The 21,298-nt window shown below is 44.7% G+C and carries 18 protein-coding genes; 10 read left to right on the top strand and 8 right to left on the bottom strand.

All coding sequences use genetic code 11. The features are described from left to right. Positions 1 to 166 precede the first annotated feature (166 nt). The 4 genes from dinB to mdtD form a co-directional block, all read right to left on the bottom strand. Entirely contained in the window at positions 167 to 1,222 is a 1,056-nt protein-coding gene (dinB, locus tag FTU42_RS08885) for a DNA polymerase IV (RefSeq protein ID WP_180083285.1), read from the bottom strand. A gap of 20 nt (positions 1,223 to 1,242) precedes the next feature. Beyond that, positions 1,243 to 2,259, bottom strand: a complete 1,017-nt coding sequence (locus tag FTU42_RS08880; RefSeq protein WP_180083284.1) for an MBL fold metallo-hydrolase — start codon at positions 2,257 to 2,259, stop codon at positions 1,243 to 1,245. 58 nt (positions 2,260 to 2,317) lie between these two features. After that, entirely contained in the window at positions 2,318 to 3,097 is a 780-nt protein-coding gene (locus tag FTU42_RS08875) for a GH25 family lysozyme (protein ID WP_180083283.1), read from the bottom strand. A gap of 67 nt (positions 3,098 to 3,164) precedes the next feature. Beyond that, positions 3,165 to 4,556: a multidrug transporter subunit MdtD gene (mdtD, locus tag FTU42_RS08870; RefSeq protein ID WP_180083282.1), complete on the bottom strand. Its 1,392-nt coding sequence runs from the start codon at positions 4,554 to 4,556 to the stop codon at positions 3,165 to 3,167. Positions 4,557 to 4,889: 333 nt separating this feature from the next. Here mdtD and FTU42_RS08865 point away from each other — a divergent pair, with 333 nt between their 5' ends. Beyond that, positions 4,890 to 5,864: a hypothetical protein gene (locus tag FTU42_RS08865; protein WP_180083281.1), complete on the top strand. Its 975-nt coding sequence runs from the start codon at positions 4,890 to 4,892 to the stop codon at positions 5,862 to 5,864. Positions 5,865 to 5,925: 61 nt separating this feature from the next. On the opposite strand, the gene FTU42_RS08860 is transcribed toward FTU42_RS08865, so the two are convergent. After that, positions 5,926 to 6,546, bottom strand: coding sequence for a TIGR00730 family Rossman fold protein (locus FTU42_RS08860; protein ID WP_180083280.1), 621 nt, complete (start codon positions 6,544 to 6,546; stop codon positions 5,926 to 5,928). 332 nt (positions 6,547 to 6,878) lie between these two features. Here FTU42_RS08860 and FTU42_RS08855 point away from each other — a divergent pair, with 332 nt between their 5' ends. From FTU42_RS08855 to FTU42_RS08830, 6 genes are all read left to right on the top strand, one after another. Further along, positions 6,879 to 8,456: a TerC family protein gene (locus FTU42_RS08855; RefSeq protein WP_159516354.1), complete on the top strand. Its 1,578-nt coding sequence runs from the start codon at positions 6,879 to 6,881 to the stop codon at positions 8,454 to 8,456. Positions 8,457 to 8,529: 73 nt separating this feature from the next. Next, the gene (locus tag FTU42_RS08850) at positions 8,530 to 8,994 is read left to right on the top strand and encodes a YchJ family protein (RefSeq protein WP_180083279.1); all 465 of its coding nucleotides are present in this window, start codon (positions 8,530 to 8,532) and stop codon (positions 8,992 to 8,994) included. A 61-nt stretch (positions 8,995 to 9,055) separates the two neighbouring features. Beyond that, entirely contained in the window at positions 9,056 to 9,700 is a 645-nt protein-coding gene (locus FTU42_RS08845) for a trimeric intracellular cation channel family protein (protein WP_005108433.1), read from the top strand. 130 nt (positions 9,701 to 9,830) lie between these two features. Further along, a complete protein-coding gene (locus FTU42_RS08840) occupies positions 9,831 to 11,150 on the top strand; it encodes an MFS transporter (protein ID WP_005108434.1) in 1,320 nt (439 codons plus the stop codon). 165 nt (positions 11,151 to 11,315) lie between these two features. After that, positions 11,316 to 13,535, top strand: a complete 2,220-nt coding sequence (gene parC, locus FTU42_RS08835) for a DNA topoisomerase IV subunit A (RefSeq protein WP_100357794.1) — start codon at positions 11,316 to 11,318, stop codon at positions 13,533 to 13,535. Between the two features lie 151 nt (positions 13,536 to 13,686). Then, complete coding sequence (locus FTU42_RS08830; protein WP_005094498.1) at positions 13,687 to 15,363, top strand: long-chain-fatty-acid--CoA ligase; 1,677 nt, start codon at positions 13,687 to 13,689, stop codon at positions 15,361 to 15,363. A gap of 50 nt (positions 15,364 to 15,413) precedes the next feature. On the opposite strand, the gene FTU42_RS08825 is transcribed toward FTU42_RS08830, so the two are convergent. Next, complete coding sequence (locus FTU42_RS08825; RefSeq protein WP_074383676.1) at positions 15,414 to 15,794, bottom strand: hypothetical protein; 381 nt, start codon at positions 15,792 to 15,794, stop codon at positions 15,414 to 15,416. A gap of 100 nt (positions 15,795 to 15,894) precedes the next feature. Between FTU42_RS08825 and FTU42_RS08820 the strand changes: the two genes are divergently transcribed. Together FTU42_RS08820 and ppa are read left to right on the top strand one after the other, a co-directional pair. After that, positions 15,895 to 16,293, top strand: coding sequence for an MAPEG family protein (locus tag FTU42_RS08820; protein WP_005094494.1), 399 nt, complete (start codon positions 15,895 to 15,897; stop codon positions 16,291 to 16,293). 122 nt (positions 16,294 to 16,415) lie between these two features. Next, complete coding sequence (gene ppa, locus FTU42_RS08815; protein WP_074383675.1) at positions 16,416 to 16,952, top strand: inorganic diphosphatase; 537 nt, start codon at positions 16,416 to 16,418, stop codon at positions 16,950 to 16,952. Between the two features lie 92 nt (positions 16,953 to 17,044). Here the strand turns inward: ppa and FTU42_RS08810 are convergent, their stop codons facing one another. Next, on the bottom strand, positions 17,045 to 18,409 hold the full coding sequence (locus FTU42_RS08810; protein ID WP_005263971.1) for an OprD family outer membrane porin: 1,365 nt from the start codon (positions 18,407 to 18,409) through the stop codon (positions 17,045 to 17,047). 596 nt (positions 18,410 to 19,005) lie between these two features. Here FTU42_RS08810 and FTU42_RS08805 point away from each other — a divergent pair. Further along, on the top strand, positions 19,006 to 19,737 hold the full coding sequence (locus FTU42_RS08805; protein WP_180083278.1) for a TorF family putative porin: 732 nt from the start codon (positions 19,006 to 19,008) through the stop codon (positions 19,735 to 19,737). Positions 19,738 to 19,784: 47 nt separating this feature from the next. Here the strand turns inward: FTU42_RS08805 and FTU42_RS08800 are convergent, their stop codons facing one another. Continuing rightward, on the bottom strand, positions 19,785 to 21,275 hold the full coding sequence (locus FTU42_RS08800; RefSeq protein WP_180083277.1) for a YifB family Mg chelatase-like AAA ATPase: 1,491 nt from the start codon (positions 21,273 to 21,275) through the stop codon (positions 19,785 to 19,787). Positions 21,276 to 21,298 lie beyond the last annotated feature (23 nt).

Below are 21,298 nucleotides of genomic sequence, written 5' to 3'. Positions count from 1 at the left end.
CGTCACGCCAATCACAGGACAGCATGCTGAAAGTAAAGGTGATTTTCAGCATCTCAGCATATACATGGATAATGCATTGCGCAGATAGAGTACTCTAAAAAATCAAAATATAAAAATAAAGTTGCTGTATTTTTAAACTGATGTTCAAAACATGAACAAAAGTCGTTTAGAGCAGTAATAATTGGGTTTCAGTCTCGGGGGCGCTGAGTTGATAGACGCCGACACCGATCAGCCGGAATTGCATCTGCGGCGCGATATGCAGATCATCCAATAGTAAGTCCAAGGCTTGTGCTAATTCCTGCGGACTGCGCAAGAGCTGCTTAAAACTTTTACTGTGCTGCATCACCTGAAAATTCTTGAGCTTTAATTTGACCGTAACGCCGCGAGCTGAAAGCTGTTTTTTTTGCAAGCTTTGCCACAGTTGTGTAACTAAAGCTTCCCAATAGGGATGGCACTGATTTAAATAAAGATCATCATCAAAGGTGGTCTCTTTGGAAATCTGCTGACGTTCCCGTTCTACTTCGACTGGTCGTTCATCAATGCCTTGCGCATATAAAAACAGCCGCCGTCCATATTTACCAAAATGCTGAATCAGAATGGCTTCATCCATCTGTTGTAAGTCACCCAAGGTATCCAGATTCAGGCTTTTCAGTTTTTCCTGCGTGACTTTACCCACCCCGGGAATTTTCTTCAGCGGCAGATTCTGAATAAAACGCTGCACCTGTGAGGGCTTGATCACACAGATGCCATTCGGTTTGTGCCAGTCCGAGGCAATTTTGGCCAGAAATTTATTCGGTGCCACGCCGGCAGAAGCAGTCAGTCCAGTCACTTGAACAATATCCTCCCGAATCCGCACGGCGACCTCGGTAGCACTCGGAATCTGTTGTAAATTTTCTGTGACATCCAGAAAGGCTTCATCTAGCGATAAAGGCTCAATCAGGGCGGTATATTGCTGGAAAATTTGATGGATCTGTGCAGAGACCTGACGGTATTTGGCAAAGTCCGGCTCAATCACGATGACCTGCGGACAGAGCTTGCGCGCCTGTCCCATCGACATGGCAGAACGTAGACCATATTCGCGTGCCGGATAGGAGGCAGCCGCAACCACCGCCCGGGGATGATGCGAGGCAATCACCACAGGCAGGTGTCTGAGTTCTGGACGTTCACGCAGCTCGACCGAGGCATAAAACGCATCCATATCGATATGAATAATTTTGCGCATAGCCGCTATCTTAAGGGGCTTTAATCTGCTTGGGAAGAGACCGCTTCGCGGAGTAAGTAAGGCTGTGGGCCGCTGAGCAGGATGACTTTAGTGCCTTGTGCCTCGGCGGCCTGAATCAGCAGATTTAAACTTTTTGGCGTGTCATCTGCAAGTCGTGGTAAAAATTGTAGCGGCTGGCTTAAAGGCTGGAAAAAATCATCCCAATGTATCGGGATGACCACTTTGGGTTTGAGCGTTTGCAGGGTTTCAGCCAGATAGTGCTGCTGATAGTCATTGGATTGTCTGGAGAGCTGGGCAATACCCAAAAATAACGTATCGACCTGCAGGTTTTTGAATTGATCCGGAATAAAGCCGGTACTGGCCTTGACCAGAACCTTGTGTCCTGAATGCTCAATCAGGTAATCAAAACTGCCGCCTTCCTTAAATTCGGAAAATTTGGCCGGCAGGGCTAAAGGTTGGAGTAGCTCTTCGCCTAGGTCATCATTTACCGCTGTGGCTGGCGTATGTTGTGAAGGAATTGCGGTTACTTGAAATTTGTTGACGTGCTGTATTTGCCTAGGCGTGACGGAGTGTAACTGCTGCGGACTTACTTTGGGATTTGCCCGGGCGATATTCAGGCTAGTGGGTGAACCGATGACAGCGGTTTCAGGAAGCATTTCCAGTAAAGCCGGTAAATCCAGAACATGATCATAATGCGAGTGACTGACCAGAATGGCTTTGGCCCGGTGCAGTTCATGCTCTTGAATTAGCTGCCTTAATAGCACGCTATCACTCTGAATTGGACCGCTAAGCACTTGCGACAACGACGGCCGGCTAAAGAAACCATCTATCAGGATCTGATCCTGACCATCATCCAGCAACAGGGTGGAAACACCGAAAAATTTAACGTTTAGTCCAGAACGAGAGGAACTGCTTTGCGGCTGCCAGTTCTGAAAGTCACTGAGCTTGCCTGAAGGTTGCAGCAGATAAGCCAGCACACCCGCTATGAGCAGCAGAACAATCACCAGACCGAGTAAAATACCTTTAATCCATTTCAAGATTTTTATTTCCTTATTTTTCTACTTTTATAAAGCGCTTGTTTTCAAGCGATCGATTTTATTTGGCCTGATGAGTAGATGATGGTACTGCAATTGCATTCATTCTCAGAAAATCCAGCCACTGCTGTTCTGAGCCATAGAACACATTCAGATCCACAGTTGTACTAATGCCGGGAATTTTACCCTGATTGCTATGTTGCCAGAAGGTCCATTTGGGCTGATTGTTTAAATCGGGCAGGCCCTTATACTCGCGTACCCAGAGTGGCACTTCTGGAAAATATCCTGCCAATACAATATTATAAAATGCTTTAGAAATATAGAAAATTGGCTGTTTGCCATAATGCTTTTGCAGGGCATCGTGCATGATCTGGATTTCGTTTAGAAGCTGCTCTTTGGAATAGGTATTGATGCAATTGCTGTCATATTCCAGATCAATCACCGGCGGTAAAGCATTGGCTTGCTTGGGGACGGAGTCGATAAAGTTCTGTGCCTGAATGCTGCCATCGCGACAAAGCCGATAGAAATGATAGGCACCGACCAGAAAGCCGCGTTCCCGCGCCTTGAGCCAGTTCTCTTGAAAACGCGTATCTTTAAAGTCACCACCTTCTGTGGCTTTCAGATAGACAAAATGGTATTTTTCCGGCGAAATCTGCTGCCATTGAATTTCTTGTTGATGGTGTGATACATCGAAACCCTGGATCGGATAATCTGCTGCATGCGCAGAAGGGGCTTTAATCAGGCAAAGATAAATCATGGCGATAATCATCACGGCGATCAGAATGCCAAGCCCGATGAAAAGCGGCTGTTTGAATCTGTTCAGAGCCAGATTTTTTTGCATTTTCAGTTCTTACCTGTATCTAAACCTGAGCTTAAAGGCTGCATTCGCCTGGCGTTAATATATCGTATTAAACAGGGGTGTTTTTAGGAATATGCCAGAAAATATAAGCCGCAATAATATTGATACAGCCTAAACAGATCAGTGACACATGAAAAGCAGCCACCAGATTGTCAGCGCCGTAATAGGCACTCAGCATGTTGACCAGGGTGCCTGCCAGCGCCACCCCGATACTCATTGACAGCATCATGATCATCGACAGGAAACTGTTGCCGCTACTGGCATCCTGCTGGCTTAAGTCCTTTAAAGTCAGGGTGTTCATCGATACAAATTGTAGGGAATTTAAAATGCCGAAGATAAAGAAATGAATTGCACGCAGCCAGATCGGGGTGTCCGCCGTGGTCAGGGCAAAACTGGCAATACATAAACCCACCAATAAGGTATTGACCAGCAAAACCCGACGATAACCAAAACGCTGAATGATTTTTCGGATAATCGGTTTAGACGCCAGAGAGCCGAGTACGATTGGAATCATCAATAGACCGGTAATAAAGGGCTCAAAACCAAAGGCGACTTGCAACATAAGGGGGAGTAAAAATGGAATCGAGTTACCGCCAAGACGGGCAAAAAAATTCCCCAGAATGCCAATCGCATAAATTTTATTTTTAAAGAGCCGACTGCGGAACAGGGCGTTGCTATGCGTATGCGAATGATAGGCATACATCAGGGCCGCCAAGATTCCGGCCAGAATCATACTCAGACTCCACCACAGCGAATTTTGTGGACTGGCAAAATTTTCAATTCCCAGACAGAGTCCCACCATGGCCACAACCAGCAAGACAAAGCCCCAATAATCAAAGCGAGCGACCAGCGGTTCAATGACATTCGGCATGGCCTTAAAAGTAATCAGCGCTCCCAGTAAGCCAATCGGCAGATTGATCAGGAAAATCCATTGCCAGGACAGATATTCCACCATCCAGCCCCCAAGAGTTGGACCAATCAGGGGGCCAATCAGGCCGGCCAGACTCATTAGGCTCATGGCGGCCAGAAACTGGGTACGGGGAATGATCTTGAGCATGGCCAAACGGCCGACGGGGAGCAGTAAGGCGCCACCCATTCCTTGCAAGATCCGATAAGCCAGTAATTCATTCAGACTATCTGACCAGGCACAGCCCAAAGAGGCCAAAGAGAAAATAATAATTGCAGCAAAATAGATATTTCTGACGCCGAAACGGTCTGCCAGCCAGCCACTCAAGGGAATACAGGCTGCCACAGACAAGACATAAGCCACCACAACACTGTGCATGCGTAAAGGATCGGCCTGTAGGTTATGTGCAATCGCGGGCAGAGCTGTATTAATAATGGTGGTATCCAGCCCCTGCATAAAAAATCCGATCGATACCAACAAGACCAGCAGTCTGAATTCGGGATCTAAGGCTTGATGCATAGGCGTGGCATTCATAATTCTGGAAAACTGAAATTTTGAATAGTTTAAAGGAAGAGTAAGGCACAGGTGTAGTGAATACGTGTGAACTTTTTTTCAAGATATAAATCAGTTATAAGTGTAAAACTCATAAGAAAGTGAGTATTTATCAGATCGGTGCCTCATATCTGTAAAGAGCGATAAAAATAAAATTAAAGCAGTACTTTTTGTTTATAAACAGCTTTCTCTGTCATTTTCATCTTTATCAAATGAAAATATGACAAAATTGTCATGAAAATGAAATAAAACCGTCATAATCTTGGGCCAACTTTTCAGCAATGCTGAAATCTCCTCGCGTATAGGTTTGTTTTTATGACAATCGAGATTTTGATGGTGATCGGCTTCTGTTTAGCCGCTTATTCTATTGTCGGAAATGATGTACCTCAAACCTTAGGGACATTTATTTCCTCGAATTCACATCGTCCATGGTGGGTGTTGTGGATTTATATCAGCTCAATTTTAATTGTCGTATTGGTCTATGGTTGGTATGCATCCGGGGTGGGTGATGCCTCATACGGCCGTTTAGAAACGATTCCTTTCCCTGAAGGTGGCATTACCTGGCTGTACATTGTGCCGCCTATTCTCCTGTTAATGCTCACCAAATACGGGATTCCAGTCAGTACCACCTTCCTGGTCCTTACGATTTTCTCTCCTGCCAGTCTAGGCTCGATGATGGTGAAATCGATGATGGGCTATGCGGTGGCCTTTGTGGTGGCGATTGTCATCTATCGTTTTGTGGTCAAGCAACTGGCACGACATTTCGCCAAGACACGTCATCAGGAGCACTCCAAGGTCTGGATGGGCTTGCAGTGGGTCTCTACCGGTTTCCTGTGGAGCCAATGGCTGATTCAGGATCTGGCTAACATCTTCGTGTATGTGCCACGTCAGGTTCCGTTTGAATTCCTGATGTTTGCCATTGCGGTATTTGTGGTCTTGCTGGGCGTCATTCTGTATCAACGTGGTGGGGCAATCCAGAAAATTGTCGATACTAAAACCGGCGTGACCGACATTCGTGCTGCGACGATTATCGACTTCCTGTATGCCATTATCCTGTTGATCTTTAAAGAATGGAGCAACATTCCAATGAGTACCACCTGGGTGTTCCTTGGGTTACTCGCAGGTCGTGAATTTGCCATGTCGATGATTCTGGATGAAGTCAACAAACATCGGACTTCACGTAATGTCAGTGCAGATGCGATGAAACTGATGTTCGGTCTGGCCATGTCTGTGATTCTGGCGACCACATTGCCGGTGTTCTATGATTTTGTGACGAGTTATGGTCAATAACTAGCAGCCATAATCCATAAAAAAAGCGAGCCCAGTGCTCGCTTTTTTTATCATCCAAGTTTTAGACCACAAATCGTTGCGGATAGCCTAAATTGGTTAAGGCCGTATAAATTTCATCTTCATGTTCGCAAATGATCAGTTTGGCGCGATGCTGTGGTGGTAAAAAACCATCTTCGACTGCACGGTCCAGCTGCGCAATCAAGGCATCATAGAAACCATTCACGTTATACAGCATCATCGGTTTCTGGTGCTGGTTCAGCTGACCCCAGGTGGCAATTTCCAGAATTTCCTCAAACGTGCCCAGTCCGCCCGGTAGTGCCACAAAGGCACAGGCCCGCTCAGCCATCATAGCCTTACGTTGATGCATGCTGGTCACCACATGTAATTCAGTGAGCTGGTTATGGGCAATTTCATAATCCAGCATAAATTCGGGAATCACCCCAACGGCTTCACCGCCATGCTGGATCATGGCATCCGCGACCTGTCCCATCAGGCCAATACTGGCGCCACCATAGACCAGCCCGAAACCATGTTCTGCCAGTCCTTGCGAGAGATGAATGGCTTTTTCTAAATAAACCGGTTTGTTGCCTGCACGTGAACCACAATAGAGTGCCACTAGAGGGCGAGTTGTTTTTGGGGAGTTGTCTTTAAAATAATCTGTCATTTGAATTACGCTTTGCATTTATTTTCTTCACCTTATCATTTTTCTTTCTGGTGACTCTAGCTTAATTAATAAATATGACAATTCTGTGTGCGGCTACATTTTCACTGCAATAGGGCTCAGCAAAATTCATCGATAAACAGCCATGAAAACAGGTGAATTTAGATTTGATCTTGATATACTGAAAATTGGTTTCACAACAATAGAACGAAAATGGGTAGTGGTAGTTGGCCGTGTAACGCTATAAATCGCCGTCAAGTAATTGGTATTGTTCAATATCAAAAATATTATGCTGTTTCATTACAGTCTCGGTTCATTCAATGCTGCAGTCCTGAGCTTCAGGAGCCAAGCGTATGATCTTTGAATGGATGTCTGACCCCTCAGCCTGGGTCGGTTTACTCACATTAATTGTTCTTGAGATTGTACTCGGGATCGACAATCTGGTTTTTATTGCCATTCTGGCGGAAAAACTCCCACCAGAACAACGTAATACTGCACGGGTTGTGGGCTTAATGCTGGCCCTGGTGATGCGTTTGATCTTGCTGGCTTCGATTGCCTGGGTCGTAACGCTCACCGATCCACTGTTCCAGATCTTTGATCATGCTTTCTCGGGCCGGGATCTGATTCTATTGTTTGGTGGGGTATTCCTGCTGTTCAAAGGCACTATGGAACTGCATGAGCGTCTGGAAGCCAAACCTGTCATTAAAGAAGAAAATCCGGTACATGCGGTATTCTGGATGGTCATTGTCCAGATTGTAGTCCTGGATGCGGTATTCTCGCTCGACAGCGTGATTACTGCGGTGGGCATGGTCAAAGACCTGTCTGTGATGATGATTGCCGTGATTATTGCCATCGGGATTATGCTCTGGGCATCCAAAGCCTTGATGGATTTCGTCAATAAGCATCCGACCGTGGTGATTCTGTGTCTTGGCTTCCTGATGATGATCGGTTTCTCGCTGGTGGTGGAAGGCTTCGGTTTCCATATTCCGAAAGGTTACTTATACGCAGCAATTGGCTTCTCTGTCATTGTCGAGTTTATTAATCAGACCATGAAACGCAATCAGGAAAAAATGGTGACCACCACGGATATGCGTTACCGAACTGCTTCTGCAGTCATGCGGATGCTCGGGGGTAAACCTGCTCAGGACAATGATTCTTCGGAGCCGGAAGATGTTCTGGCAACCCGTGCCTTTGCTGATGAAGTCTTTAATGATGACAACGGCATCTATCACAGTGTCATGGTGCAGGGAGTTTTGGGTCTGTCTGAACGTCCGGTAAAATCGGTGATGACGCCGCGTCCCGAACTGGAATGGATCGATCTGGACAATGATGCCGACAGCATCAAAGCACAATTGTTGCAGATGAGCCACTCGCGTCTGATCATCGCTCGCGGCGAACTGGACAATATTGCCGGTGTGGTGCTGACCCATAAAGTCCTGAATGAATATATTGAAACTGGGGTGCTGGACTTTGAAAAGCATTTACGTGAGCCAGTCATCGTGCATGAAAATGCTCAGGTACTGATGGTGATGGATCAATTGCGTCAAGCACCCTTACAGATGGCAATTGTGCTGAATGAATATGGCTCAATTGAAGGGATTGCCACGCCGATTGATATTCTTGAAGCGATTGCCGGTGAATTTCCAGATGAAGATGAGCTGCAAGTGGCAGCAGAAAGTCTGGATGATGGCAGCCTGATTCTGGACGGTTCCACCGATATTCGTCACGTTTCCTTGCTGCTGGACCGTGATCTGGTCAATGAAACTGAAGAATATTCGACCTTATCTGGCTATGTGTTATTCCATATGGCACGTTTACCGCACAGCGGTGAAAAGTTTGAAGCAGACGGGCATATCTTTGAGGTGGTGACCATGGACGGTCATAAGATCGATAAAGTGCATATCATTCCGCAGCTTCCTGCACAGGACTAGACTCTAGCCAGTGTTTGGCCTGTAAAGTTTGCTAAAATAGCCCGCATTGTCGGGCTATTTTTATGGAACTGAAATGTCAGAAGCATGTCCATGCGGACAAGGTGAATATCATAGCTGCTGTCAGCCCTTACATACTGGACAACAGGTCGCAGAGACTGCACAGCAACTCATGCGTTCCCGTTATAGTGCCTTCGCCAAGCATGAAATCGATTACATCAAAACCACCACCGCGCTGGGTCAGCAACAGGCACTGGACCTGCAAGCGATTAGTGATTGGAGCAAGGCCAATCAGTGGTTAAAACTTGAAATTGTTCAAACCAATGAAAAACTAGATAAAAATCATGCCTTAGTCGAGTTTAAGGCGCATTTTCATGATGGCAAGCAGGCACACGTGCATCATGAAGCTTCGCATTTTGTAAAATTTGAAGGCCACTGGTATTTTCTGGACCCGACCACGGAGCAGAAACTCAGCATGAAACAAGTTTGCATTTGTGGCTCGGGGAAAAAATTTAAGCAATGTTGTGCGGGATTTTTATAACTTTCACATAGATTTAGCTTAGAATAAGCGCCATCTCAAAGCCTCAGGTGGAAGCAGGGCGATGTTACTGACCGTCATCTATATTATTGCAATTACCGCTGAAGCGATGACCGGGGCACTGTCCGCTGGCCGACGCAGCATGGACTGGTTTGGTGTCATGATCATTGCCTGTGTTACGGCACTGGGTGGTGGGTCGGTTCGTGATGTTCTGCTGGGACATTATCCTTTAACCTGGGTCAAACACCCCGAATATCTGGTGCTGACCTGTTGCGCTGCTTTCGTCACCATCCTGATTGCAAAATGGATGCGCCAGTTACGTAATGTCTTCCTGGTACTGGATGCTTTGGGTCTGATTGGTTTTACCATTATTGGCTGCCAGATTGCTCTGGAAATGGGACATGGTTTTGTGGTGAGTGCCGTTGCAGGTGTCTTGACCGGTGTATCTGGCGGGATCTTGCGTGACATCCTATGTAATGATGTACCTTTGGTTTTCCGTCGTGAACTGTATGCCAGTATTGCTTTTGTTTCAGTGATCTTTTACTGGCTCTGTAGCCATTACGGCTTGTCGCAGGACCTGACCATTCTTTCCACCCTGATTTTCGGCTTTAGCTTGCGTTTGATCGCCATCTATTTTGGACTGGAAATGCCAAAATTCATTTATAAAGAAGATGATGAACATTCGGCATCTTCCAAAGACGAATCCTGATTTGTAATCGTCATGAATGCGGCTATAAAAAATAGCCGCATTCAGCTTAATTCATAGTATAAAAAATACAAAGCAGCCTACCTGTTGAGAAAGCAGCATCTCCCGTTCCACCTGATCAGAGATTTTTGTTATGGATTTAGTTTCTCGCATACAACGCTTACCGATTGGTCGGTTTCATTACACCTTGCTGGTGGTGATTGGACTCGGTTGGATGTTTGATGCCATGGATACCGGATTGATTTCGTTTATTCTGGCAAAAATGGCTGAAGACTGGCAGATGACTGCGGATCAAAAAAGCTGGGTAGTGTCGATTGGTTTTGTTGGTATGGCAATCGGTGCAATCTGTTCAGGTGGTCTGGCAGACCGTTTCGGCCGTAAAACCGTATTCGCTGTGACACTGGTGATTTATAGCTTGGCTACAGCGGCCTGCGCTTTTGCACCGAATTTGACCTGGTTGTTGGTGTTTCGTTTTATCGTCGGTTTAGGTCTGGGTGGACAGTTACCCGTGGCAGTGACGCTGGTCAGTGAATATATTCCTGCGCATGTGCGTGGCCGTTTTATCGTATTGCTGGAAAGCTTCTGGGGACTGGGCTGGTTGGTTGCGGCTCTGGTATCGCGCTTTGTCATTCCGGATTTTGGCTGGCAAACCGCTTTCCTGATCGGTGGTCTGCCTGCGCTATATGCGATTGTGATCTGGAAAATGGTGCCGGAATCTATTCCATTTCTGATTAACCGTGGCCGTGTAGAAGAAGCTTCGGCACTGGTGAAAAAGATTGAGCGTCAATGCGGCGTTGAAGTTTATGAAATCTTTGAAGTGAAGCCGGTCGCAGAGAAACAGTATATTTCATTTACCCAGTTGTGGTCGGGTATCTTTGCGCGTCGTACCCTCATGCTGTGGCTGATCTGGTTCGGTATTATATTTTCTTATTATGGCATCTTTACCTGGTTGCCAAGTTTGCTGGTCAAAGAAGGCTATAGCATCGTCCAGTCCTTTGAATACGTGCTGATTATGATTTTAGCGCAGTTGCCCGGTTATCTGGTGGCAGCATGGCTGGTCGAAAAGCTCGGTCGTAAACCGACCTTGGCAGGTTTCATCGGCATGTGTGCCATCTCGGCATATTTCTTTGGCCAGTCGGGCAGTGTCACCGAAATTGTGATCTGGGGCTGTCTGATGTCCTTCTTTAATCTGGGTGCCTGGGGCGTGCTTTATACCTATACACCAGAACAATATCCAACCAATATCCGTGCTTTTGGTTCAGGCTGGGCTGGCGCAGTAGGCCGAATTGGGGGCATCGCAGCACCTTTTGCTGTCACCCATCTGATGGGCATGCCAAATGGTTTCAGTTATGTCTTCACCATGTTTACTGCGGTTCTGGTTGCCGTTGCAATCGTGATTCTGGTTTTGGGTGAAGAAACCAAAGGCAAGACCCTTGAGTCGATGGGCTTATAAACTTGATGAATTTTTAGTTGCTTAGGGTCTATAAAGTGGATATTTTTAGGCCATAAGACACAAATTGTCGCGCTGAGCCATTTGATACCCTTGTGTCATCTTCAGCCGCGACATAGCATAAGAAACATTGATACAAAAACGAATTATTTAGGACTATAGGTTGTTATGACAAGCCTTGCGCATCATGCGACAGAAAACCGCTCCGTAGCAGAATTTACCGAACAAGCTTATCTGAATTACGCCATGTACGTGATTATGGATCGGGCATTACCGCACATCAGTGATGGCCTGAAACCGGTACAGCGCCGTATTGTCTATGCCATGAGTGAGCTGGGCCTGAAATGGACCAGCAAACCAAAGAAATCTGCACGTACCGTCGGTGACGTACTGGGTAAATATCATCCGCATGGTGACTCGGCCTGTTATGAAGCCATGGTGCTGATGGCACAGCCGTTTAGCTATCGTTATCCATTTATTGAAGGACAGGGCAACTGGGGCTCACCCGATGATCCGAAGTCTTTCGCTGCGATGCGTTATACCGAAGCCAAACTGTCTCAGTACAGTGAACTGTTGCTGTCTGAGCTGGGTCAGGGTACCTGTGACTGGCAGGACAACTTTGACGGTTCGATGAAAGAGCCGGTGAACTTGCCGGCACGTGTACCGAATATTCTCTTAAATGGTACAACGGGAATCGCCGTCGGTATGGCCACCGACATTCCGCCGCATAACCTGCGTGAAGTGATTAAAGGTACCATTGCCCTGATTCGTAACCCGAATCTGACCGATGAAAAAATCTCAGAATATATTCCTGCGCCGGACTTGCCGACCAAAGCAGAAATTATTACCCCACCGGCTGAACTGTTAAAAATTCAGGTCACAGGTCGTGGTAGTTATCGTATGCGCGCGGTCTATACCGTCGATAAAAATGAGATTGTGATTACCGAACTGCCATATCAGGTCTCAGGCTCCAAAATCATCACCCAGATTGCCGACCAGATGCAGGCCAAGAAACTGCCTTTGGTCAGCGATGTACGGGATGAATCGGATCATGCCAATCCAACCCGTTTAGTGATTGTATTGCGTTCTAACCGGATTGATGCCGAAGCGGTGATGAGTCATTTATTTGCCACCACTGATCTGGAATCGAGCTACCGTGTCAACATGAACATGATTGGTGCCGATGGCCGTCCACAGGTGAAATCGATTCGCCGCATTTTACTGGAATGGATCGAGATCCGTAAAACCACGGTGACCCGTCGTCTGCAATATCATCTGAACAAAATCGAAAAACGCCTGCATATTCTGGGGGGGCTGATCATTGCCTACTTGAGTATCGATGAAGTGATTCAGATTATTCGTGAACAAGATCAGCCCAAGCCCGTGTTAATGGAACGCTTTGGCATTGATGAGATTCAGGCCGAAGCCATTCTGGAGCTGAAACTGCGTCATCTGGCCAAGCTTGAAGAAATGGAAATGCGCCGTGAGCAGGAAGAACTGGAAGCGAAGGCTGCGGTGATTCGTGAACAGCTGGCCAATCCGGAATCTTTAAAAGCACTGATCATCAATGAACTGAAAGATGATGCCAAGAAATTTGGCGATGATCGCCGTTCGCCACTAGTGCAACGTGCCGAAGCTGCTGCGATTAATGAAAATGAAATGTTACCAGCCGATCCTGTGACTGTGATTTTGTCAGAAGCCGGCTGGATTCGCTGTGCCAAAGGCCATGATGTTGACGCTGAAAATCTGAATTTCCGTGCCGGTGATCAATATCTCAGTCATGCACAGGGCAAATCCAATCAGCGTGTCTATGTATTGGATGAATCGGGACGTAGTTATGCCTTGCCAATCAATAACCTGCCATCGGCGCGTGGTCTGGGTGAACCTTTAAGTTCAAAATTATCACCTGCCAGCGGCATCGGTTTTAAACAGGTCTTTGTTGCAGAGGATGAGACGGAAGTCCTGGCGCTGAGTAACAAGGGTTATGGTTTTAAAACGCAGGCCAAACAGCTGGATACCAATGCCAAAGCAGGGAAGGCCTTCCTGAACTTATCCGATGGGGCGCAAGTCATGAGCCTGCAGCCACTCGAAGATGCCACGCATGTTGCACTGCTCAGTTCAGCAGGACGCCTGTTGATTGTCGATTTGGCAGAATTGCCTGTATTGAACAAAGGTAAAGGAAATAAATTGATACAACTTGAAGGTGGTGATCAAATTTTGTCCATGACAATATTGAAGCTTGATGAAATAATTCAAGTGCTTGCAGGACAACAGCAGTTAAAATTAAAAGGGGATGATTTGCAGAAATATATCGGCAAGCGCGGTGCAAAAGGACAGCTTTTACCACGCGGATATCAAAAAGCAAATAAACTGTTGATTCAAAGATAAGACTAGCATCCATCCTGTAAAATACGTTATATATGAACAACGATTCAACAAGATGGATGCAATATTGCACATATACAAGTCTAAAAATGGCGTGTGATATTGAAAAAAATAGTTGAAAACACTAAGGATTATGATTGGAGAGATGGGCATTATGGAAAAAATTTGGTTGGCTGAATACCAAAAGACAGGGATTCCGGAAACAGTAGAATTACCGGCAGAGAATACTTCTCTAGTCGATGTTTTTGAACGTAATTTCCAAAAATTTGGTTCGCGTGATGCCTTTATCTTTATGGATAAGGCCATGACTTTCAATGATCTGGAAGAGGCGAGCCGTAAGTTTGCAACGTATTTACAAAGCTTGGGGTTGGCAAAAGGTTCACGTGTGGCGGTGATGATGCCAAACGTTCTTCAGTATCCGGTCGTGGCACTTGGGGTTTTCCGCGCAGGGTTGGTACTGGTCAACGTCAATCCACTTTATACTTCGCGTGAACTTGAGCATCAACTTAATGACTCAGGTTCTGAAGTCCTGGTGATTATTGAGAACTTTGCCTCTGTTTACCAGGCGATTCTGGGTAAAACCCCGGTAAAACATGTGGTTATTGCTTCTGTAGGCGATATGCTGGGTGCTTTGAAAGGAACTCTGGTGAACTTTGTCTTGCGTTCTGTGCGTAAGCAGATTCCAGCTTGGGACATTCCAGGCCACGTGAAATTCAATACGGCATTAAATAAAATTAGCCCGAGCAATTACAAACGTCCTGAGTTGAGCCTGAGCGATACCGCGGTTCTACAATATACCGGTGGTACTACCGGCGTATCGAAAGGGGCTGAACTGACACATCGTAACCTGGTTGCGAACATGTTGCAGTGTGACGGGATCTTCCAGAGTAAGTTTGGTGCACAAGATGGCCAGCCAGATGACCGTATTTTCTGTGCCTTGCCGCTTTATCATATATTTGCATTCATGGTGTGCGCACTTTATGGCATGTATAAAGGTCAGGCCAACGTCCTGATTCCGAATCCGCGTGATCTTCCTGCGGTGATGAAGGAACTACGTAAATACCAGCCGACTTTCTTCCCGGCAGTGAATACACTATTCAATGCGCTGGTGAACAATGAAGAGTTCAAACAGCTTGATCATAGCAAGTTGAAAATGGCGATGGGCGGCGGTATGGCGGTACTTCCTTCTACAGCAGCAGCATGGAAAAAGCTCACTGGAACCAATATTGTTGAAGGTTATGGCTTGTCTGAAACCTCTCCGGTTGCAACGGCAAACCCGCCTGCTTCTGAAGAATTCAGTGGCACCATCGGTATTCCATTGCCATTAACTGAAGTGGCGATTCTGGATGATGACGGCAATGAAGTGGCACTGGGTGAGCAAGGTGAAATTTCAATCCGTGGTCCTCAGGTGATGAAAGGCTACTGGAACCGTCCGGATGAAACTGAAAAAGTCATGGTAAATGGCTTCTTCCGTACCGGTGATATCGGTGTCATGGACTCACGTGGTTATGTAAAAATCGTAGACCGTAAGAAAGACATGATCCTGGTTTCTGGTTTCAACGTCTATCCATCTGAGATTGAAGAAGTTGTTGCTACACATCCAAAAGTACTGGAAGTGGCTGCGATTGGTGTACCGGATGAGAAGTCTGGTGAAGTACCGAAACTGTTTGTGGTGAAAAAGGATCCGTCTTTGACCACAGAAGAAGTTTTGGCTTTTGCCAAAGAAAATCTGACCGGTTATAAACGTCCACGTTATGTCGAGTTTATGGACGAATTACCAAAATCCAACGTAGGTAAAATCCTGCGTAAAGATTTACGTAAAACTGCTTAAACTGGATCATAAAAAAAGCGCCTGATGGCGCTTTTTTTAGTTGCAGGCTTTTATTTTTTCATCAGCCAGCGGTCAAAATAAGGACGTCCTACACCGACTACTCCCAGAAAAATAAACATGGTGCCAAATTGGCGGGTAAATCCTGTCTGGTTAAAGTTGCCATAACTCAGAATATTGTCGACCACACAATAGACCAAAATGGCTACCACCCAGTGCCAGATTGGCATGCGCTTGATGCCGACGGCATAAAAGGCAATCCATAAAATGGCAAAGCTAAAGATCGGCGACCAGATATTCATATTGGCACAAATCACGGCCATCAAAAAAGCCACAATCGGCAGCACGATTTTTAATACGCGATCCACTTGACGTTGATGCTGGCGCTGTTTATCGAGGACATCGAACATTTCATTTTGCTCAGGCGCGACCATAGTGAATCCTTCTTAAGTAATAAAAAACACTCTATTTAACAAAATTTATTCACGAAACACCATGCTATGATAGATATAAAATTTTCATGAGAAAAAACAGATGCACAGCATTAGTGGGGTGATTTATCTCATTTTAGCCGCTTGTCTTTTGCCTTATGTATTTACTTTGATTGCAAAGAAATCGGCAGGCTTTAGCGCAAAAGACAATCAGAACCCACGAGAGTTTTTAGCAAAATCAACCGGGCTCTCGAGCCGTGCCAATGCGGTTCAACAAAATAGTTTTGAAAGTTTACCATTGTTTATTGCCGCTATTTTAATGGCTGAATATATGGTGGTTCCTCAAACCCTGGTCATGACCTTCGGGATAGCCTATCTGGTATTTCGTGTGTTGTACGGCATTTGTTATCTGGCCAACTGGGCGACTTTACGTTCGATCGTCTGGCTGCTTTCAATCTTATGTCCTGTGGCTTTATTGCTGCTGATCATCAAGATTGTTTAAGCAATCAATTACAGTTCGCGGACATATTTACAGTTCGATATTTTAAAATCCAAACATTTCTTTAAAAACCGTTATAATTGTCGCGGTTTTTTAAAAGATATAACTTGTTAAAGAGTGATGCTATGAGCTACAGCAATATCCCAGCGGGTAAAGATGCGCCAAACGACATCTATGTCATTATCGAAATTCCTGCCAATGCAGCACCGATCAAATACGAAATTGATAAAGATTCTGATGCATTATTCGTAGACCGTTTCATGGGTACAGCAATGTTCTACCCAGCAAACTACGGTTATGTACCTAATACACTTTCTCTTGATGGTGATCCACTTGACGTATTGGTTGTAACGCCACACCCAGTAGAGCCAGGTTCTGTGATCCGTTGCCGTCCTGTTGGTAAACTGAACATGGAAGATGATGGTGGTGTTGATGCGAAACTGGTTGCAGTTCCACACGACAAATTGACTCCAATCTACAAAGATATTCAGGAATATACTGATCTTCCGCCATTGTTGATCAGCCAGATCGAACATTTCTTCCAGCATTACAAAGATCTTGAGCCAGGCAAATGGGTCAAGCTGAGTGGTTGGGAAGGTGCTGATGTTGCGAAACAAGAAGTACTGGACTCAATTGCAGCTTATGCAGAAGCAAACAAGTAATTGCTTTACGGTTTAGGTTTTAAATTTTTAAAGCCTAAAATAAAAAACCTGCACAATGTGCAGGTTTTTTTATGGCTTGAAATTCGAGTGAATTAGAATAATTTCACAGGAATGTCTAAGAATAAACGCCATTCGTTAGTATCTGGCATGTAAACATCATTATAGGCTTGGTCAGCACGGTAATATGAGTGACGTACACGAAGGCTCGCGTCTTTGGCAAAACCAGATTGAACGGTATATTTCACTTGGTTAAAGAATTCACGTTCTTGTGCATCATCAGTTGTAATAGTACGGCCAAGTAGAGCTGAATCACTATCATTTGGGTCTACACGAACAGCACGGCTTGCATCAATATCCCAGCCATATACAAATGCAGAAGTCCAAGATAGGCCAGGAACATTTATTGCACCAAAATCAAAAGTATATTGAAGTTGAACAGATTTTTCATCATTGCCTATGAAGTCAGATAGGTATGAGTTCGGCATATAAATAGTTTGATGACCATCACCTACACCTTGACCTAGACCGTAGTCATAACCTGTATTACCCGTATTTTGTTGGTAAGCAAGCATGACATTGTGTGGGCCTTTATTATAAGTTGTTGAAATCGCCCAGATTGAATTTTTGAATTTATCGTCTACAGAACCGATATATGAATAAAGACTATTATTAGCTTCACGATCCCAGTTCGTATGATAACCACTAAAGTCATGAGTTAAGGTGCTGTCATTAGCAAGTTTATAACTATAGTTGGCATTGACATAATGACGCTCTAGGCGGTCTTTAATGTCTGTACCGTAATAAGAAGCATTAACTGCATCATTAAATTTATATTTCGCACCCCAAACGATTGCGCGATCCAGTTCATTACCATCAGATTTGATCTGGCTTGAACGTTGATTTTCAGTAAATTTACCAGCAACTAAGTTTAAGTTTTCAATTTCATTGCTTTCAACTAACACACCTGTGAAGTATTCAGGAACCAAGCGTGCTGTATTACTTGCCAGCACAGGCAAGTCTAAAACTTGAGTACCATAAGTTGCAGTCGTGTTTGAAACACGTGCTTTTACATATGCGCCACCACGTGCCCAATGATCATAAGCATCTACACGACCTTGCGCATCTTGACCACCGTGTGTCGGGATCATGTCATTACCAGCATGTGCATTTTCACCTAGTTTGAAAGATGCATCGCCAATAATACCGGCACCAAAGCCTACGGTACCTTTGGTGAAGCCTGAGTCTAATTTTACAATTGCTGTCTGAGCAAATGAACTGCGATCTGAGCCAGGTGTAGTATCTTTATAGTCACGGCTGATATAACCGGTACGGAACAGTACAGAACCTTCAGCATCTTCTACAAAACCTTTCGATTCACTTTGCTCGCTAGCGAAAGCAGTAGAAACCAAAGCAGCCTGAATCAAAACTGCTAATGTTAATTTTTTTGAATTTTGCATTGGGAAGAGAGCCTTATACAAATTGATCGGAATTTTTTAGGAATTGTATAAGAAATGCTAAAAAAATGTCATTTTTTATTAGATATATTCCACTAAAGTTTAGATTTTTTTAACTCAATTAAACAATAGCAAGGATTTGAGGTGATTAATTTTTAAACTGTCGGTAAAAAGTGAGTAAAAACATAATTTTATTGGAAGATATAAATGATATTTCTGAAGGGGTGAAATGAACATAAGCAGCTTATTTATTTTAGAACGTGCAAAAAATGTGATCAAAAATTACGCACTATTTTTTAGCACAAATTTTAATCATTACAAAAATAGAATCAAAATGGGGCAAATTGTAAATGATTATGTATAAGTATTAAAAAATTGATGAAATACCCTTAACTACATTTATTTAAAAGAAAGCTTAGATAATTCATTTTTTCATAATTTTAATTTTTATTTAAAAACAATGGTTTAAATTTTATTTGTCTTTTTAGATTTATTATTTTGGTTCCTTTTATCCAGATTGGCATAGCTCTTGCAAATTTTGAGCTTGAGTTTAATCAATGATCATAAAAACGTCTCAGACGATCTGGGGGAGCCACACAATGAAATTAACATTAAAAGTATTATCTCTTGCTTTATTGAGTGCTGTATCTTCTTTTACTTTTGCCGAAGAACCTGTTGCTGAACATACGGTATCTGGAAATATCAGCGTACTTTCAAGCTATAACTTACGTGGTATTACGAGTGCACCTGAAAATAAGGGTGCAACGCTTCAAGGTGGTTTAGATTATAACCATGCGTCTGGCTTCTATGCAGGTTGGTGGGGTTCTACACTAGATTATGGCAGCGATAATGGTAGCGAATTCGAAAATAACTTTTATGCAGGTTATAACGGTTCAATTAATGAAGATTTGGCTTATACCGTCGGTTTAACTTACTATTATTACTATGATGTCGGAAATACAGACTCGAATGGCTTTGAAACCATGTTAGGTCTGAGCTACAAAGATTTCGGTATAAGCGCTCAAATACTTTTGGAAGATACCGCTTGGGGCAATACTGGCGATACCTACATCAAAGGCAGCTATAGCTATGCCTTACCTCATGATTTTAGCCTGGATACCGCACTGGGTTTGTATATTTATAAAGAAAGTGGTGATTATATTCCTGACTCAACTGAAAGCTTTGGCTTCCGTCATTTTGATATCGGTTTAAGCAAGCCGCTTGCCGATACAGGCGTAACGGCAAGCATGAATTATATTCTGGGTGGTTATGATCGTAATGATGTAAAACAAAATAATAAAGTAGTTTTTGGGTTGGCTTACAGCTTCTAATTTCCTCTAGATAAAAAGCGACCTCAGGTCGCTTTTTATCTGTTGATTTAGATCTGTTGCTGTCCCCGATAAGACAAAGCTTCAGACAGATGCTGACTCTGGATTTCTGTGCTTTGATTTAAATCAGCAATAGTACGTGCCACCCGTAATACCCGATGATAGCCACGTGCGGATAAATTCAGTTTTTGTTGAGCCAGTTCAAGCATATTCTGGGCAGTCGGATCCAAGCCAGCATAATGTTCTAGCTGCTTTGGACTCAAACTCATATTCAAGCTATTTTGCCGTTGCATCTGAATCTCATAAGCTGCTATCACGCGTTGTCTGACCGTTTCAGAGTCCTCTGTCGGCTGGTTATCCTGTAACTCATGCGCCTGTAAGGGCGGTACATCAATATGTAAATCAATCCGATCCAGCAGCGGCCCTGAAATCCGGTTCTGATAGCGCTTGATACTGTCAGGCGAACATTGGCAGCGAATATCCTGATTAAAGGCATAACCGCATGGGCAAGGATTCATGGCAGCCACCAGTTGAAAATTGGCTGGAAAAGTGATCTGACGTGATGCACGTGAAATCACAATTTCTTTGGCTTCAAGAGGCTGGCGCAAAACTTCCAGTACCTTTCGATCAAATTCAGGCAATTCATCCAGAAATAACACGCCCAAATGCGCCAGCGTAATTTCACCCGGTTTGGGGTGTGAGCTGCCACCGACCAGTGCAACAGCAGAAGCGGTATGATGTGGTGCTCGAAACGGCCGCTGGCCAAAAGGATGATTGGCATTGGCGACTGAATAAATACTGGCAACTTCCAGATTTTCATGGGTTTTTAAAGGCGGTAAAATACTGGCTAATCGAGATGCGAGTAAGGTTTTTCCTGTCCCCGGTGGTCCTCGAAACAGCAGGGAATGGCCACCCGCTGCTGCAATTTCCAGTGCACGCCGTGGCCGCAATTGGCCTTTGACATCGGCAAGATCACATTTATAAAAATGGTTGGTATCGACTGGAATGGTTTGTATTTCTGCTAAGCACTGCGTCTGTGCAAGATGCTCACACACCTCTTTTAGATGATTGGCAGCAAAGACCTTAAAGTCCGGGAGTTGGCAGGCTTCTTGTGCATTCGGACCCGGCAGCATCAGTTGATGCTGATCATGTTGACAGGCAATCGCAATACTCAGGATCCCTGTGACTGGGCGCAGTTGACCATCGAGAGCCAATTCTCCAATAAACTCAAGATTATCGGTGCAGTTTTCCGGAAGCTGTCCGGAGGCGACCAAAATGCCTAAAGCAATCGGTAAATCCAGACGCGAACCATCTTTCGGTAGATCTGCTGGAGCCAGATTAATGGTCAGGCGTTTGGTCGGAAACTGAAAGCCACTATTTAAAATGGCAGAACGCACCCGGTCTTTACTTTCCCGGACTGCGGCTTCAGGAAGCCCCACAATCGTGAGTGAAGGCATGCCGGAACTGACATGAACCTCGACTTCAATTAAAGGCGCGTGCAGGCCAAGCAAGCCTCGCGTATAAATTTTGGCAAAAGACATTATTATTGTTCCAATTTAGTGCA

This window comes from Acinetobacter sp. YH12102, assembly GCF_013419125.1.
Taxonomy (GTDB): domain Bacteria; phylum Pseudomonadota; class Gammaproteobacteria; order Pseudomonadales; family Moraxellaceae; genus Acinetobacter; species Acinetobacter pseudolwoffii.
Note: the sequence above shows the minus strand (reverse complement) of the source record. Positions and strands in the feature narration are given on the sequence as shown.

Excerpts from the sequence above, each read along its gene's own strand:
- FTU42_RS08805 (WP_180083278.1), top strand. The coding sequence starts at position 19,006 with ATGAAATTAACATTAAAAGTATTATCTCTTGCTTTATTGAGTGCTGTA.
- FTU42_RS08800 (WP_180083277.1), bottom strand. The coding sequence starts at position 21,275 with ATGTCTTTTGCCAAAATTTATACGCGAGGCTTGCTTGGCCTGCACGCG.
- parC (WP_100357794.1), top strand. The coding sequence starts at position 11,316 with ATGACAAGCCTTGCGCATCATGCGACAGAAAACCGCTCCGTAGCAGAA.
- FTU42_RS08845 (WP_005108433.1), top strand. The coding sequence starts at position 9,056 with ATGTTACTGACCGTCATCTATATTATTGCAATTACCGCTGAAGCGATG.
- FTU42_RS08840 (WP_005108434.1), top strand. The coding sequence starts at position 9,831 with ATGGATTTAGTTTCTCGCATACAACGCTTACCGATTGGTCGGTTTCAT.
- FTU42_RS08830 (WP_005094498.1), top strand. The coding sequence starts at position 13,687 with ATGGAAAAAATTTGGTTGGCTGAATACCAAAAGACAGGGATTCCGGAA.
- FTU42_RS08825 (WP_074383676.1), bottom strand. The coding sequence starts at position 15,794 with ATGGTCGCGCCTGAGCAAAATGAAATGTTCGATGTCCTCGATAAACAG.
- FTU42_RS08875 (WP_180083283.1), bottom strand. The coding sequence starts at position 3,097 with ATGCAAAAAAATCTGGCTCTGAACAGATTCAAACAGCCGCTTTTCATC.
- ppa (WP_074383675.1), top strand. The coding sequence starts at position 16,416 with ATGAGCTACAGCAATATCCCAGCGGGTAAAGATGCGCCAAACGACATC.
- FTU42_RS08850 (WP_180083279.1), top strand. The coding sequence starts at position 8,530 with ATGTCAGAAGCATGTCCATGCGGACAAGGTGAATATCATAGCTGCTGT.
- FTU42_RS08855 (WP_159516354.1), top strand. The coding sequence starts at position 6,879 with ATGATCTTTGAATGGATGTCTGACCCCTCAGCCTGGGTCGGTTTACTC.
- mdtD (WP_180083282.1), bottom strand. The coding sequence starts at position 4,556 with ATGAATGCCACGCCTATGCATCAAGCCTTAGATCCCGAATTCAGACTG.
- FTU42_RS08860 (WP_180083280.1), bottom strand. The coding sequence starts at position 6,546 with ATGCAAAGCGTAATTCAAATGACAGATTATTTTAAAGACAACTCCCCA.
- dinB (WP_180083285.1), bottom strand. The coding sequence starts at position 1,222 with ATGCGCAAAATTATTCATATCGATATGGATGCGTTTTATGCCTCGGTC.
- FTU42_RS08810 (WP_005263971.1), bottom strand. The coding sequence starts at position 18,409 with ATGCAAAATTCAAAAAAATTAACATTAGCAGTTTTGATTCAGGCTGCT.
- FTU42_RS08865 (WP_180083281.1), top strand. The coding sequence starts at position 4,890 with ATGACAATCGAGATTTTGATGGTGATCGGCTTCTGTTTAGCCGCTTAT.
- FTU42_RS08820 (WP_005094494.1), top strand. The coding sequence starts at position 15,895 with ATGCACAGCATTAGTGGGGTGATTTATCTCATTTTAGCCGCTTGTCTT.